15 protein-coding genes and 1 tRNA gene are annotated in these 15210 nt (G+C 70.7%); 9 read left to right on the top strand and 7 right to left on the bottom strand.

The features are described 5' to 3' along the window. Positions 1–461 precede the first annotated feature (461 nt). Positions 462–1253, bottom strand: coding sequence for a dioxygenase family protein (locus tag A6P39_RS24260; RefSeq protein ID WP_067050166.1), 792 nt, complete (start codon positions 1251–1253; stop codon positions 462–464). Positions 1254–1395: 142 nt separating this feature from the next. Between A6P39_RS24260 and A6P39_RS24255 the strand changes: the two genes are divergently transcribed. Further along, positions 1396–1908, top strand: a complete 513-nt coding sequence (locus A6P39_RS24255) for a MarR family winged helix-turn-helix transcriptional regulator (protein WP_067050169.1) — start codon at positions 1396–1398, stop codon at positions 1906–1908. A gap of 27 nt (positions 1909–1935) precedes the next feature. Here the strand turns inward: A6P39_RS24255 and A6P39_RS24250 are convergent, their stop codons facing one another. Next, positions 1936–3474, bottom strand: coding sequence for an MFS transporter (locus A6P39_RS24250; protein WP_067050172.1), 1539 nt, complete (start codon positions 3472–3474; stop codon positions 1936–1938). A 280-nt stretch (positions 3475–3754) separates the two neighbouring features. Next, a complete protein-coding gene (locus tag A6P39_RS24245; RefSeq protein ID WP_275883900.1) occupies positions 3755–4402 on the bottom strand; it encodes a TetR/AcrR family transcriptional regulator in 648 nt (215 codons plus the stop codon). Positions 4403–5075: 673 nt separating this feature from the next. On the opposite strand from A6P39_RS24245, the gene A6P39_RS24240 reads away from it, so the two are divergent. From A6P39_RS24240 to A6P39_RS24225, 4 genes are all read left to right on the top strand, one after another. Further along, positions 5076–5243: a hypothetical protein gene (locus A6P39_RS24240; protein ID WP_159395961.1), complete on the top strand. Its 168-nt coding sequence runs from the start codon at positions 5076–5078 to the stop codon at positions 5241–5243. Beyond that, positions 5222–6454: a M6 family metalloprotease domain-containing protein gene (locus A6P39_RS24235; RefSeq protein WP_067040392.1), complete on the top strand. Its 1233-nt coding sequence runs from the start codon at positions 5222–5224 to the stop codon at positions 6452–6454. Before A6P39_RS24240 ends, A6P39_RS24235 begins: the two co-directional genes overlap by 22 nt. Before the next feature lie 103 nt (positions 6455–6557). Beyond that, the gene (locus A6P39_RS24230; RefSeq protein WP_067040395.1) at positions 6558–8165 is read left to right on the top strand and encodes an IclR family transcriptional regulator domain-containing protein; all 1608 of its coding nucleotides are present in this window, start codon (positions 6558–6560) and stop codon (positions 8163–8165) included. A gap of 53 nt (positions 8166–8218) precedes the next feature. After that, positions 8219–8291: transfer RNA gene (locus A6P39_RS24225), tRNA-Arg, on the top strand. A 383-nt stretch (positions 8292–8674) separates the two neighbouring features. On the opposite strand, the gene A6P39_RS24220 is transcribed toward A6P39_RS24225, so the two are convergent. Genes A6P39_RS24220 through A6P39_RS24205 form a run of 4 tightly spaced genes read right to left on the bottom strand, consistent with a single transcriptional unit; the run spans position 8675 to position 11880 of the window. Continuing rightward, on the bottom strand, positions 8675–9124 hold the full coding sequence (locus tag A6P39_RS24220; RefSeq protein WP_234378753.1) for a hypothetical protein: 450 nt from the start codon (positions 9122–9124) through the stop codon (positions 8675–8677). Then, positions 9121–9918, bottom strand: a complete 798-nt coding sequence (locus A6P39_RS24215) for an ABC transporter permease (RefSeq protein ID WP_067040402.1) — start codon at positions 9916–9918, stop codon at positions 9121–9123. Before A6P39_RS24215 ends, A6P39_RS24220 begins: the two co-directional genes overlap by 4 nt. Then, positions 9905–10852 carry an ABC transporter ATP-binding protein gene (locus tag A6P39_RS24210; protein ID WP_067040405.1) on the bottom strand — a complete coding sequence of 316 codons (948 nt, stop codon included), beginning with the start codon at positions 10850–10852 and terminating at the stop codon, positions 9905–9907. Before A6P39_RS24210 ends, A6P39_RS24215 begins: the two co-directional genes overlap by 14 nt. Positions 10853–10863: 11 nt before the next feature. After that, entirely contained in the window at positions 10864–11880 is a 1017-nt protein-coding gene (locus A6P39_RS24205) for a hypothetical protein (protein ID WP_159395962.1), read from the bottom strand. A gap of 89 nt (positions 11881–11969) precedes the next feature. Here A6P39_RS24205 and A6P39_RS24200 point away from each other — a divergent pair, with 89 nt between their 5' ends. From A6P39_RS24200 to A6P39_RS24185, 4 genes are all read left to right on the top strand, one after another. After that, the gene (locus tag A6P39_RS24200) at positions 11970–12281 is read left to right on the top strand and encodes a PadR family transcriptional regulator (RefSeq protein WP_067040411.1); all 312 of its coding nucleotides are present in this window, start codon (positions 11970–11972) and stop codon (positions 12279–12281) included. Then, the gene (locus A6P39_RS24195; protein WP_067040414.1) at positions 12278–13042 is read left to right on the top strand and encodes a hypothetical protein; all 765 of its coding nucleotides are present in this window, start codon (positions 12278–12280) and stop codon (positions 13040–13042) included. The genes A6P39_RS24200 and A6P39_RS24195 overlap by 4 nt, the downstream gene beginning before the upstream one ends. Before the next feature lie 260 nt (positions 13043–13302). After that, positions 13303–14100, top strand: coding sequence for a maleylpyruvate isomerase family mycothiol-dependent enzyme (locus tag A6P39_RS24190; RefSeq protein ID WP_067040417.1), 798 nt, complete (start codon positions 13303–13305; stop codon positions 14098–14100). Between the two features lie 131 nt (positions 14101–14231). Next, positions 14232–15182 (top strand): restriction endonuclease, encoded by a 951-nt coding sequence (locus A6P39_RS24185; RefSeq protein ID WP_199840698.1) that lies wholly within the window; start codon positions 14232–14234, stop codon positions 15180–15182. Positions 15183–15210 lie beyond the last annotated feature (28 nt).

Genomic DNA, 15210 nt, shown 5'->3' with positions numbered 1-15210 from the left:
TTTTTCTGATCATGCAGTACCCTGTTCCGCCACATGGGGGGCAGGATGCCATCGGAAGACACAGAGGTGCAGGTCAGGCCGGGAGTCGAGAGAATCCTCGGCTCCCTCGGCTCCCTCGCGGAGATCTGTCACCGACGCGGTCGCGAGACGGCCGTCGCACTCGACACCGCGATCTTCACTCCGGACGAGCCGGGAGTGCGCCGCCCTTGGCTGCCCTCCCGACACGGAAGACGGCCCGCACCGGCCGATGGTTGCCAAGGAAACGGAATCACAGCAAACCCAGAGCTACGCCATATCCGTCCCTTACCAGGCGAAGCCCGCGCACAAAGGCCCCGGGCACACTGGCCCAGAGCACCCCGAGCGCAGGGGCCCCGCCCGCAAGAGGCCGCCCCGGGCACAAGCCCAGCCGCCCCGCACACGAACACCTGCGCACCAGGCCCGGCCCAGCCGTGGATCCCGGCTCAGCCGAACTGCACCGACCGCTTCGCCATGCCCATCCAGAAGCCGTCGATCACGGACTTCTGCGCGTCCAGCTCGCCGCCCGCCTCGGCCGCGCCCATGGTGACGAAGAGCGGGGCGAAGTGTTCGGTGCGCGGATGGGCGTAACGGCCGGCCGGGGCCTTGTCCAGGAAGTCCAGCAGGGCGTCCCAGTCGCGGGTCTCCAGGGCGCGTCGGCCCCAGTCGTCGAACTCGGAGGACCAGCTCGGTATGCCGCCTCCGGTGTGGCGCAGGGCCGCGAGATTGTGGGTGAAGAAGCCGGAGCCGACGATCAGCACGCCCTCGTCGCGCAGCGGGGCGAGCTTGCGGCCGACGTCCATGAGGCGGACCGGGTCGAGGGTGGGCAGGGAGACCTGCAGGACGGGGATGTCGGCGTCCGGGTACATCTCGACGAGCGGTACGTAGGCGCCATGATCGAGGCCGCGGTCGGGGATGTCCTGGACCGGGACGCCGGGGGCGCGCAGCAGCTTGCGTACGGACGCGGCCAGCTCGGGGGCGCCGGGGGCGGCGTACCGGACGCGGTAGTAGTGCTCGGGGAAGCCCCAGAAGTCGTAGACGAGCGGGACCGTGCGCACCGCGCCGAGGGCGAGCGGGGCCTCCTCCCAGTGGGCGGAGACCATGAGGATCGCCTTGGGCCGGGGCAGGTCCGCGGACCAGGCGGCGAGCTGGCCGGGCCAGACGGGGTCGTCGGCGAGCGGCGGGGCGCCATGGCTGAGGTACAGGGCGGGCATGCGCTCCTGGGTGGTGGCGGACATCGCGGCGGCTCCAAAGATGCTCAACAGCAAATGCTCAACAGCAGATGCCCGACAGCAGATGCTTTAACTCTCAAGCTCTTTCCCGAGCAGCATACGTCTGACTTGTTCAAGTTTCAAGGAGATGCCTCGTACAGTGGGACCCATGAACCCGGCTTCCGATCCCGCCGCCGCACAGCACCGCTGGCTCACCGACGGGGAACAGCGCGTCTGGCGCGCATACATGCACGCCACCACCCTGCTGGAGGACCACCTCGACCGGCAGCTGCAACGTGACGCCGGTATGCCGCACATCTACTACGGCCTGCTCGTCGGCCTCGCCGAGGCACCGCGCCGGCGGCTGCGGATGACCGAGCTGGCGATGAAGTCGAAGATCACCCGCTCCCGGCTGTCGCACGCGATCGCCCGCCTGGAGAAGAACGGCTGGGTGCGCCGCGAGGACTGCCCCTCCGACAAGCGCGGCCAGTTCGCGGTGCTCACGGAGGAGGGGCTCGACGTGCTGAAACGCACCGCGCCCGGCCATGTGTCCGCCGTGCGGCAGGCGATGTTCGACCGGCTCACCCCGGAACAGCAGAAGGCCCTCGGCGAGATCATGGAGATCGTCGCCGAGGGCCTCCAGCCCAACGAAGCGGGTGCGGACCTGCCCTGGCTCCGCTGACTCAGCTGAATCAGCGCACGGACGGGGTCAGTGGGCCACCACCGGCACCGGCACCTCGTCCTCGACGCCCTCGCCGCTGACCACTTCGCTGCCGCCCGGGCGGCCGGCGTTGACGAAGGTGAAGGCGATCAGGGACGCCAGGGCCAGGATGCCGACGGCGAACCAGATCGCGCTGCTGTAGCCGTGCACCATGCCCTGGAGCTTGACCAGCTCCTGCTGCGGCTTGGCGGCGGCACCGGCGATGTGGCCCTTGATGTACGACGTGGTCGCCGAGGCGGCGATGGTGTTCAGCAGGGCGGTGCCGATCGCGCCGCCGACCTGCTGCGAGGTGTTGACCATCGCGGAGGCGACACCGGCGTCCCGGGGCTGCACGCCCTGGGTGGCCAGGGACATCGCCGGCATGAAGGCCGTACCCATACCGAGGCCGAGCAGCACCATCGCGGGCAGCAGCTGGGTGCCGTACGAGGAGTCGGTCTTCAGCTGGGTCAGGATCAGCATGCCGAGCGCGGCGACCAGGAAGCCGGGACCCATCAGGAAGCGGGCCGGGATCCGGGTCATCAGCCGGGTGCCTATCTGGGTGGAGCCGGTGATCATGCCGGCCACCATCGGCAGGAAGGCGAAGCCGGTCTTGACCGGCGAGTAGCCCTTCACGACCTGGAGGTAGTAGGTCAGGAAGAGGAACAGGCCGAACATGCCGATGATCGCGAGGCCGAGGGAGAGGTAGATGCCGCCGCGGTTGCGGTCGGTCACCACGCGCAGCGGCAGCAGCGGGGCCTTGACCCGGGACTCCACGACCACGAAGGAGAGCAGCAGCACCGCGGAGGCGACGAACATCGCGACGGTCACGGAGTCGCCCCAGCCGTCGGACTCGGCGCGGGTGAAGCCGTAGACGAGGGCGACCAGGCCGAGGGTGGACAGGATCACGCCGGGGATGTCGAGCGGGGAGCGGTTGCGGCCGCCCTCGGGCTCACGGATGACGAAGTAGGCGCCGGCCGCGGCGACGATGGCGAACGGGATGTTCACGAAGAACGTCCAGCGCCAGTTCAGGTACTGGGTGAGGAAGCCGCCGAGGATCAGGCCGACGGCACCGCCGCCGCCCGCGATCGCGCCGTAGATGCCGAACGCCTTGGCGCGCTCCTTGGCGTCGGTGAACATGACGGCGAGCAGGGAGAGCGCGGCCGGGGCGAGCAGGGCGCCGAAGACACCCTGGAGGGCGCGGGCGCCGAACATCATCGGGCCGGAGGTGGCGGCGCCGCCCAGTGCGGAGGCGAGGGCGAAGCCGGCCAGGCCGGTGACGAAGGCGCGCTTGCGGCCCCACTTGTCGGCGATCCGGCCGCCGAAGAGCAGCAGACCGCCGAAGGCGAGGGCGTAGGCCGTGACGACCCACTGCCGGTTGCCGTCGGATATGCCGAGGTCGGTCTGGGCGTGGGGCAGCGCGATGTTCACGATGGTGGCGTCGAGGACGACCATCAGCTGGGCGAGCGCGATGAAGACGAGCGCCTTCCAGCGGTTGGCGTCACCGCTCGGGGCGGCGGCGCGGGGAGCCTTGAGGGCTGTTTCGGACATGGGGTTACCCACTTCGGGACTTTCGTGACGGAAAAAGCGACGGAAAACGTGACGGCTGCGGCTTTACGGCATGGCGGCTTGGCGGCTTGGTGGCTGGACAGCTCGGCGTACGGCTCGTCGGCGGTGACGGCCGCCTCGTCGGCGACGACAGCCGCGACGGGACACGAGGAAGGAAGGACGTGCGGGCGGAAGGACGTACGGGCGAAAGGACGAAAAGGCGTGAGGTCGTGAGGTCGTGAGGTCGTGAAGGTGGACTGGGCCCGGGGGCCGAACTAATCGGTCAGGGCTTGCGCAGCTCCTTGATGCTCACGGCCTCCCCCGGCAGGGTGGAGCGGGCGGGTGCCCGCAGGCCGTCGAGGAACAGCTGGAGATGGCGGTGGACGAACCGGTCGCCGTGCAGACAGTCCGTGCCGGCCGGGGGCCGGCTCAGCTGCGCCACGGCGATCATCACATCGCCGACGCCCACGTCCGGCCGGAGCTGCCCGACCGCCCTGGCCCGGCCCATGACCTCCTCGATGAGCTGCTCGACGCGCTCGCGGGAGGCCTCCAGGTCGGGGTGGTGCTGGTCGAAGGTGCTGGAGATCATCGGGCACAGCGCGCTGATCCGCTCGTCGGCGGAGGCGTGCACGAAGCGCTCCAGCGCGGCGAAGGCGTCCCCGGTCTCGGCGAGGGCCACCTCGGCCGCCTCGGCCGTACGGTCCATGACGGAGCAGACGACCTCGCGGACGAGGGCCTCGCGGTCGGGGAAGTTGCGGTACACCGTGGCGTTGCCGACGCCGGCCCGGCGGGCGATGTCGTCCAGCGGCACGTGCGGGCCGTACTCGACGAACATCTCCCGGGCGGCGGTGACGATCCGCTCCCGGTTGCGCACGGCGTCGGCCCGGGGCCGGGGCACCTTGCGCGGCGCGGGGGTGGTTGCGGTCGGCACGGCATACTCCTCGAACTCGAAGCGATGGAGCCCCAGCGGGGCGGTGATCACGATCCGGGGAAGCCGTCCCCGTTTCGCTCGGACACAGGGCTAAACGGGGAGAGGGTCCCCGGATATTTCCCACCCACAAAAAGAACCGCTGTGACCTGAGACACACTCATCTCCGGTCAGGATTCACCCTTGTGCGGACCGGCTTTCCCACGATCGGTCTCCTCCAGCGCGCGCCCCCCTCCCTGCCGACACAGGGTGATCGCAAGGGTGCAGCCGGAGACCGGCGGCTGCCGTGGAGCGGAAGGTCCATGCATGCAGCCGAAGCCGCCCCGCCGCATACGCCTCCCCCGCGAGCGGGTCTCCGACGGGTATCCGCCGTCCCCCGGCCGCGCAGCCGCCGACCTCACCGACGAGGACGTCACCGACGAGGCCGACGGAGCTTGGTCCGGTGGGGGCGTTGGTGGGGGTGGGGGCGAGGGGATCGGTGCGGGCGGCGGACGTAGCGCAGGTGGCGGGCACGGCGCAGGCAACCGACTCGGCGCGGGCAGCCGGGTCGGCGCGGGCAGCGGATGGGGCGCAGACGGAGGGCAGGGCACGGGCAAACGGCTCGAGGCGGCCGGACGATTCGGCAGCGGCGGCGGCACCAGCCCCGGATTCGGTTGGGTCGGCGGGCCGGGAGCAGGTGGCGAGTTCGGCACGGCGGGCGGTCGGGGAGCGGGTGGCGGGCGAGGAGCGGGCGGCGGGTTCGGCACGGGTGAAAGGCGTCGAGGGGGAGGGGGTGGTGGTACGGGCGGAGGGAGTGGCCGCCGTCGGATACGCCCGCGCCGCGTGGCCGCTCTCGCCGCGGTGACCGCGCTGACCCTCGCGGTCAGCACCTCGGCCGGGACCGGGCACCTGGCGGCGCCCACCACCGCCGGGCCGGGCGGCCTGGCCCGCTCCCCCCTCGCACCCTGCATGATCCACGGCAGCAACGACGTGCAGATGACCGAAGGCATCCCCACCCCGCACGGCTACTCCCGCTCCACGGGCACGGTGCACGCCCTGACCGTGATGATCGACTTCTCCGACGCACCGGGCCAGGGCAGTGCGATGGACCGCTTCCACGAGTTCTTCCCGCAGACCCAGGAGTGGTTCCGCACCGCCTCGTACGGCCGGCTCGACTACGTGCCGGAGACCCCGATCACCGGCTGGCTGCGGATGCCAAAGCCCTTCAAGGGGTACGGCATAGAGCGCGGCGCGCCCTTCGATCCCGGCTACCGGCAACTGGTGCAGGACATCGTGGCCGCGGCCGACGGCAACGTGGACTTCCGCTCGTACGACCTGCTCAACGTGCTGGTCACTCCGAACGCCGGCCCGTCCGCCCTGGACACGGTGCTGTCCGTGACCTTCGCCGGGAACGGTGACGCCCCGGTCGCCGACGGCGTCCCTGTCGCCAACGCGTCCTTCATCTACTCCCGCCAGGACGACGGCTCCGGCTCCTACGGCCGCACCGGCTACCGGGTGCTGCCGCACGAGAACGGTCACACCTTCGGCCTGCCCGACCTGTACACGCAGGACGGCGGCGGCGCGGTCGGGCACTGGGACATCATGAGCGAGGACTGGGGGGCCGGCAACGATCTGCTCGGCTGGCACAAGTGGAAGCTGGGCTGGCTGGACGCCGCGCAGGTCAGCTGCGCGGTGCTGTCCGGCAGTGCCGACTACACGCTGACGCCGCTGTCGCGGAAGGGCGGCGAGAAGCTGGTGTTCGTGCCGACCGGCTCACACAGCGGGTACGCGCTGGAACTGCACACCCAGGACGGCAACGACGAGGCGGTGTGCCGACCGGGCATCCTGATCTACAAGGTCGACGCGACGGTGGACACCGGCCGCGGACCGATCACGGTGTACGACGCCCGCCCCCACAGCGGCGGCTGCACCCGCAGCCCCAACGTCCAGACAGAACTCTCCGACGCTCCCTTCTCCCTCGGCGAGACCTTCAAGGACCCTCGAGCCGGCATCACGGTCCAGGTACTCGACACGGACACGGAGGGGAATTACCGGGTGCGGGTGACACGGAGGTAGGGGTTGGGGGCGGACGAGGATTGCCGGACAGGGATTGCTGGACGGGGGTCTACACCGGACGGGGTTTACCGTAGGCGTGCCCGATTGCCGTACCGGAGAGCCGATGCCCGCGAATCCCGCACTGGATGCCGACGTCCCTGCCGAGGCCGGGCCGCCGGACGAGGCGGTCGGGCCGCTGATCCGCGGTGTCGGTGTGCTGAGGCGGCTGACCGAGGCCGGCGGCGCGCTGAGCCCGAGCGCGCTGGAGCGGACCACCGGGCTCGCGCGCTCCACAGTCGACCGGATCGCCGCGACCCTGGCCCACATGGGCTACGTCCGCCTCGACGGCCGGGACGTCGTCCTCACCCCGCGTGTGATGGAGCTGGGCAATGCCTATCTGGCCGCCCTGCGCCTGCCCGCGCTGCTCGGCGCACGCGCCGACGCCCTCGCCGACGAACTGGACGAGTCGGTGTCCCTCGCGGTCGCCGACCTGGACGGAATCCGCTTCATCCACCAGGCCACCCGTCGCCGCGCACTGTCCGTGAGCTTCCGCATCGGCGACCTGCTGCCCGCCGAACGCACCGCACCCGGAGCGCTGTTCGCGACCGAGTGGACCGAGCAGGACCGGGCCCGCAGGCGGGCGCGCCGGGCCGCGGACCCGCAGGACGCCGCCTTCCCCGCCGTACCGCCCCGGCGGATACCCGCGGACGAGGCCGCTTTCACGCAGCGGGTGGAGCGGGCACGCCGGGACGGCTGGGCACTGGACGACCAGCTGATCGAACCGGGCCTGGTCGCGGTCTCCGTACCGGTCCGGGACCCGCAGACCGGCCGTCCGGCGTGCGTGGCCAGCGTGGTCAGTCACACCAGCCGGCACTCGGCGGCCGACCTGCGCACCAGCCTCCTGCCCCGGCTGCGTACGGCGGTGGCGGCGATGGAGTCGGACCTGCGCACGGCCCCCGCGCCCGAGCCCGGCCCGCCGCCCTCGGGCCTGGCGACCTGGACGACGGCGTCCAAGCACCAGCTGGGCCGCGACTTCGTGGAGTCACTGGCCCGGGGTCTGACGGTGCTGACCGCCTTCGGCGCGGGCCGCTCGGCGCTGCCGCTGACCGAGGTGGCACGGGCGACCGGACTGTCCCGGGCCACGGCCCGCCGCGCCCTGCTCACCCATGAACACCTGGGCCTCGTGTCCGCCGGTCCCGACCGCGCCTTCACTCTCACCCCCCGCGTCCTGGACCTGGGCTTCCCTCCCCTGTCCCGCACCACGCTCCCCCGCCTTGCCGAGCCCCACCTGCGCGCTCTGGCGGACGCGTTGCACGAGCCGACGGCGCTGGCGGTCCTCACCCCCGACGGCACGGAGATCCAGTACACGGCAGGGGCGGGCGCGGGCCGCGTCCTCACGGTCCACATCACGGTCGGCGCCCGCCTCCCCGCCGCCGCGACCTCCCTGGGCCGCGTCCTCCTGGCGGACCGCTCGCCCGCCTTCCCGGAGGCCCGCGCGCAGGGCTACGCCCTGGCCGACGAGGAGTTGGAATCAGGCCTGCGCTCCATCGCCGTACCAGTACGAGACCGCACCGGCCGCGCTGTCGCCGCGGTATGCGTGGCCACCCACGCGGCCCGCCGCACCCTGGAGTCCTGCGTACAGGACCTCCTCCCGGAGCTGCGCCGGACCACCGACCACATCCAGACCGACCTCCACACGGCCTCCCGCTTCACCCCCGTCCCCCCAACCTGACAACCCTGCCACCGCCCCGGGCACCATCCGGTACTCTGTTGATCGAGTACCACGCCTTCGTAGCTCAGGGGATAGAGCACCGCTCTCCTAAAGCGGGTGTCGCAGGTTCGAATCCTGCCGGGGGCACAGAGGAACACCAGGTCAGGAGCCCTTCGGTCCAGGGGACGGGAGGGTTCCTGCGCTTGCAGCACGCCTGTGGCACACATGCCGTGCGCGCGGATGGTGGAAGCTGTGCAGGATGCCCGGTCAAGGATGAGCTGGCCCTGCGGCGGTACGCGAAGCTCATCGATCAGCTTGAGTCGCTGATGCGGGCGGCCCTGAAGCCGCGGTACAAGGGCTACTACGGGCAGCTGATCCTGAGCGGCGACGATCTGGCGGAGCTGGGCGAACTCAAGGACGCCCGGCATGCCGCTCGGGAAGCGGGGCGCCGTCTCGGCTGGAAGACGACCACTCGTCTCATCGGTGACCGGCCCTTCGGTCACCGCTCCCCGGCACGGATCAGGCACGCGTCACGCGGCATCGTCCTCCAGGGCGGTCGCCGACTCAGTGGCCTTGCGGGCCTTCCGCTCCGCCTTCTCCAGCTTGGCCTTCGCCTCGGCCGACTGCTTGGCGTGACGCTTGTGCATCTTCTTCGAGACCTCGTCCAGGCGGTCTCGGAAGAGGTGCCCGTTGACGTCCGCTCCGCTGGCGATGGCCGGCGAAGCCGCCGTGTGCCGCAGCTTGTGCGGGGTGACCTTGAGGTGCCCCGGTCCCGCCTTCACGACCGCTGGCGTGAAAAACGGCTGACGGAAGGTGCGGGCCCGCAGTGGCCCGCCCTGCGGGGCGGTGAAGAGCAACTCCTCGTCTCCTCGGCCCTGGACGCGGGGCTTCAGCTCCTCGGCCAGGGACCGCGGATTCGGCACCGGCCGGCGTGTCCGTTCCGCCTCGGCGTCGGGCATCGCGGGCGGAGCTGGTGTCATGCCGCGGGGTCCCGTCGGTGGAGCACGAGGACGGCGGCGCAGGTGGCCACGGCGATCGTGGCGATCTGGACCACGATGCCGGTGCTGAGGCGGGCGGTCCCGGAGGGGTCGAACAGGTGGGTCCAGTCCTGCCAGTAGTGCACGGGCAGGACGAGCTGCACGGCGTGCAGGGCGTGCGAGCCGTTGAGCAGGCTCGCTGCGATCACGAAGGCCACGGCGGCGCCGAGGGCTTCGACGCCGCGAGGCAGCAGGAGCCCCAGTGCGAACGCGATCGTTGCGATGCTCAGCATGCACAGCAGGCAGTAGCCGGTCCCCGCCAGGACCCGGGTGGCCGTCTCGCCGCCGGTGAGATTCGGGGCGCCGACGATGTGGAACGGGTGCCAGCCGTAGACGGCAACGCCGGCGAGCAGGCCGGCCGTCAGCACACACAGGGTGGCGATCGCGGTCACCAGGGCCAGGGCTCCGAGCTTGGCCGCCAGCAGGCGTGCTCGGCTCACGGGCGCGACGTACAGGTAGCGCAGGGTTCCCCACTCCCGGTCGGAGGAGGCGATCGCGGCGGCCGGCAGAGCCACCATGATCGGCAGGAGCAGCGGTTCGATGAACGCCATGCTCGCCATGGCGTGGTTGAGCGCGGAGTAGGGGGAGGCCCCGAACAGGCCGGTCTGGCGGCCGTTGCGATGCCCCGCCTCGGATGCGTACGAAAAGGCGGACAGCACGGGGACGGCGGCCAGACAGGCGAGCACGACGAGGGTGCGGATCCGCAGTAGCTGGGTGGCCAGTTCAACGCGCAGCATGCTCGCCGGCTCCTTCGGTCATGGTCAGGAACGCCTCTTCCAGGGACTTGCTCTCCTGCTGCACGGACGTGACACCGATGCCCTCCGTGACCAGCGCGCGTACCAGGTCACGGGAGAGCACGCCGGGCGCGGTGACGACGATCTCGTCCCGCTGCGTCGTGGCCGACGCGACGCCGGGCAGGGCGCGCAGCACGGCGGCCGCCTTCTCGCCGTCGTCCACCTGGAGGCGGTAGGTGCCGGCGGCGCCGAGCAGTTCGTCCATCGGTCCTGCGGCGACCAGCCGGCCGTGGTTCATCACGACGACATGGGTCGCCAGTTGCTGCACCTCGGCGAGCTGGTGGCTGGAGACGAGCACGGCGGCCCCGCGCCGGGCCGACTCCCCCAGGTACTCGCGCAGAGCCCGGACCTCGCCAGGGTCCAGTCCGTTGGCCGGCTCGTCCAGGATCAGCACGTCCGGCTTCCGCATCAGGGCCTGGGCCAGCATCAGCCGCTGCTTCATGCCCATCGAATAGCCCTTGGCCTTGCGGTCGAGCGCCTCGCCGAGCCCAGCGAGGTCCAGCGCGTCGTCCAGAGCGGGGGGCGGCCATGCCTGCCCGGTCGCCGACCACAGGAGCCGCAGGTTGGCCCGGCCGGTGAGGTGCGGCACGAACGCCGGGCCGTCGATGAGAACGCCGACCCTGCGCAGCACGTCCGCGCCCAGGCCGACCGGCTCGCCCAGGATGCTCGCGCTGCCGGTGTCCGGGGACGAGAGGCCGACCAGCATCCGCATCGCGGAGGTCTTGCCCGCTCCGTTCGGGCCGAGCAGCGCGCAGATCTGGCCGGCTTCCACGGCGAAGCCGAGCCCGCTGACGGCCTGCCTGCGTCCGTACCGTTTGGACAGCTCGCGGGCGCAGATCGTCGGTGTCGCCTGTTCCCGCGCTGTGGGCGGTTGCATCGTCACGCCTTTCACCGGTGCGTACCTGGTCGTCGGAGGTGGGTGGCGGCCGCGCCGAAGCGGCGGCGCGGGCCGGAGGAGTCGTACGGGAAGCACGCGAGCAGGAGAGCAGCCGTGACGAGGGACGTGACCAGACCCGCGCCGAGTGTGAGGGCGGCCAAGGCCGGTACGGACGTCAGCGGTCCCGTCCCGAACACGGGCCACAGTGCGTCGCGGAATGCCGTCGCCGCACTGATCGCGACGCATCCGGCGACGGCCGATGCCTCGGCGATACGGCGGGGCCGGGCGCGCGGCGGCCGTGCGATGAATCCGGCGACCGCGTTGCTGATCACGCAGAAGGCGAGATTGGAGGTCGCCGCCACGACCAGAAACCAGGCGGTGAGCAGCGGGTCCGTCCAGCGTTCGCCGATGGCCTGCCCACCGGTGAGGGCCACCGCGGCCAGCGTGCTCAGCGTGACGAACACCGTCATCGCGCGACGGCGCACCCAGTCCGTCGCGTCCGGACCGGCCCAGCGCCGCAGTACGGGAATACGTCGGCAGAGGAAGACGGCGTCGCCGAGCCAGTCGTTGCGCCGGCCGCCGGCCGAGCGGCGCGGGCGGCGACAGCGCCCGAGCCACACCGCTGCCACCGCGGTGAGCAGGGAGTTGACGACCAGCCCACCGATCAGCACCGATGCCCAGGGCCCCGAGGACGAGGCGGACGTCCTCGCGATGACCGCGGCCCACTCGGACACCACCGCGAGCCCGACCAGCGTGACCATCGCCCCCGCCGCACGCACCGTCTGCTGCACCCTGTCCCCACCCCCCGGCGCCCGCCATGCGAACAGCCGCAAGGTGATGACCAGCGCGAGCATCGGCACCGTGAACTGAGCCAGGGACACCATCACGTCGTACGGGTCGTCCTGCCACGGGCTGGCGGCCCTGACGGTCTTGTCCTGGGTTTCCAGCACCGTCAACGCCTCGAACACGACGGCGAGAGCGAGGCTCCCCCTGACCACAGCCGGGGACACCCCACCGTTCTCCTTCATGACTTCCATGGGACGTCATAGTACGCGCCTCGTACTACGTGACAAGTAGTAACGCGCCTCGTAATATGCGAGCGGAGGCAAGGAGACCCATGCACAGCAACGACGCCCAGATGCTCGTGCTCACCGTCCTCGCGGACGGCCCGCTGCACGGATACGCCATCAACACCGCGATCGAAGAACTCACCGGCCGCAAACTCGGCCCCGGCAGTCTCTACGGAGCACTCTCCCGGCTGGAGGCACGCGAACTGATCCAGCCTGCGGACCAGGCGGCAGAAGCCCAAGAACGCCACCGCACCATGCAGATCACGGACGCGGGCCGCGACCAACTGCGCACCGAACTCCAGCAGATGGCCCGCATCTCCGCCGCCGGCCTGCGCGCACTCGGGATCACCCCGGCATGAACGCGGCCACCCTGCTGACCCGGCTCTACCCACCGGCCGTGTGCGAGCGGTGGGGGGAGGACATCCGTCACGAGGTGTCCGCATCGGGAATCCGCTCCTGGCCCGACACCCTCGTGGGGGCGGTGCGGCTGTGGCTGCACCCCGGCGACTGGCCCGAGACGTTCACCGGCCAGACCCGCCGCGTGCTGACCGTCGCCCTGTTCGCACTCACCGCGGCCACCGGACTGCTGCTGCGCTCAGCCGAACCCTCCACCACCCTCACGGCCGGCCTCCACCACCCCGCCACCAGCCTGTGGCTGATCCCGCTCCTGCTGGGCGTCGTCCTCGCCGCACCCCTTCCACCGCTGAGCGGCGAGGCCCTCCGTGGCCTGACCGCCGCAGCGGTCCGCACCCTGGCCGCCCCCGTCGCGGCGTTGGTCATCCTGTGCCTGACGGCATGGAGCGGCGTGGCCGAACACCTCACAGGCTTGGCCGAGGCCGTAGCGGTCACCTACTACTGGCTCATGCTCGGGTTCGTCGCACTCCGCCTGTGTGTTCTCGTCGCCCGCGTCTGCCGCACCGCCCACCTGCCGACCACACGGCGGCTGTCCACGGCCCTCCTGCACATCGGCGCAGGACTGGCCCTCGCCGCCGGCCAGAACCTCCTCGCCGCCGTCCGGACCGCTCCCCACCCAGCGTCCCTGGCCGAGAGCGCGGCACTGGGCCTCCTGGCCGCCGCGGCCATCAGCGCCGGCCACGATCTACGGCAGAAGAGGTCGTAGGCACCGGCCCATTGGAGTACGGCCGGCACTCCGCGAACGCCGAACGCCGGGTGCCGAACGCCGAACGCCGAACACCGGGTGCCGGGTGCCGGGTGCCGGGTGCCGGTATCGCTGAACCGTTCCGGGCCCCTGACCCAGGAGTTGCCGATGACCGCCGTATCCCCGAAAGCCGCTGCCAGCGTGCCGACCTGCAGCGCGCTCGCCGCCTCGGCTGTGAAAATCACTGTCCGATTGTCGGAACACAGTGATAAAGAGTCCATGTGACAACGACACTTGCGTTCCCCGCTCTGTTGCGACTGATCGACGAACGGTCGAGCGCCTTCCGCGCCGCGGTCGCCTCCGCGCCCAGCCTCGACGTACAGGTGCCCACCTGCCCCGAGTGGACGCTGTTCGATCTGGCGCAGCACATCGGCGAGGGGCGCCGCGACTGGGCCGCCACCGTCGCCGCAGGGCCTGCTCCGGCCAAGTCCGCAGCAAAGGGCGCCCCGGCTGCACCTCGGGAGCGCGAGGCCCTGCAGGCCTGGTTGGCGGAGTCCACGGAGCAACTGCTGGGCGCACTGCGGGAGGCCGGCCCGGATCGCGGTTGCTGGACGTGGTGGGGTGCGTCCCAGTCGCCGCAGACCTGCGGCGCCGTCGCCCGGCACCAGCTCCAGCAGTTCGCGGTGCACACCTACGACGCCCAGGTCACTGTGGGTGCCCCGGAGCCGCTGCCGGATGAGGTGGCACTCGACGGTGTCGAGGAGTTCCTGTCCACCTGCATCGCAACGACGAGTGCCTGGCCGCACAAGCCCACTGCCTTCGACTTCCACGCCACCGGCGGCCACTCCTGGCGCCTCACGCTCGACGGCGACGGCGCACGCGTCACCCGTATCTCCGCGCCCGGCACGACACCTGTCGTCGCTGCCGACGAGGGCCCGAACGCGGTCGGCGTCTCCGTTCACGGCACGGCCAATGAGCTGGTTCTCTTCGTGTACGACCGTATCCCGGCGGACTCCCTGCAGATCGAGGGAGACGCAGGTTTGTTCGACCTGCTCCGCGCGTGGGAGCCGGAGGAGTAGGACGGGTGCCGCAGAGCGGCGAAGTGAGCCTTGCCAAGACTGCGTGCGGCGTCTGACACCAGCGGCTGACAACACCGGTGGTTTTGTGCTGCGTTCCAGTGGTGTGCCATGGATCAGCTCGGAGGATGTGAGTGCACGACACTGCGACGGACGTCGTTGTGGATGATCTGCCGAAGTTTCATGAGTTTTTCGCCCCCGCACTAGCCGTCCTGGCAGCCGGGGAGACGATGCAGACTCGTGACATCATCGCCGAGGTCTCCGACCGGCTTGGGTTGACCTCCGAGCAGCGCAACCAGGTCATACCTAGCGGACAGCGACGTCTCGACAATCGCGTGACGTGGGCGTTGAGCTACCTGTTCCATGCTGAAGCCGTCCGGAAGCCCCGCCGTGGTCTGTTCGAGATCACGGAACGGGGACACGAGCTGGCCGAAGTACATCCTGATGGGTTCGGCCTTGAAGTGCTGCGGCAGTTTGAGGAGTTCCGTGCTTTCCAGGCGCGATCCAAAGGATCCGCAGGGGCGCAGGCCGACGGTCCGTCGAGCCCTGGGGGAAACAGCGATCAAACACCTTTCGAGCAGATCAGCGCCGCAGTCGAACAGCTTGATGCCGACGTCGCCACCGAACTGGTGCAGCGTCTTCACGCCGCCCCGCCGGAGTTCTTGGAGAAGGCAGTCCTGCGCCTGCTCGTCGCCATGGGATACGGCGGCAGTGATGAGGCAGCCGTCCATCTCGGCGGTCCCGGGGACGGCGGTTTCGACGGCGTCATCAATCAGGACCCTCTTGGTATCGGCCGTATCTACATCCAGGCCAAGCGTTACAAAGCCGACAACTCCATCGGCAGGCCCGACGTCCAGGCGTTCCTGGGCGCGCTGCACCACGCCGGCGCGGCTGGCGGCGTCTTCATCACCACCAGTCGGTTCACGCCCGACGCCGTCGGCTTCGCCAGGTCCATCACCCCGCGCGTCATCCTCATCGACGGCGCACGTCTCGGACGGCTCATGGTCACTCACGGAGTCGGAGTACAGGAGCGGCAGACGTTTCGGGTAGTGGAAACGGATGAAGACTTCTTCGAGACCGCGTGAGCATCGTCGCTGCCTGCAGCAGGTGACG

It is taken from the genome of Streptomyces sp. FXJ1.172 (assembly GCF_001636945.3).
GTDB lineage: Bacteria > Actinomycetota > Actinomycetes > Streptomycetales > Streptomycetaceae > Streptomyces.
This window is presented reverse-complemented; position numbering and strand designations above follow the sequence as displayed.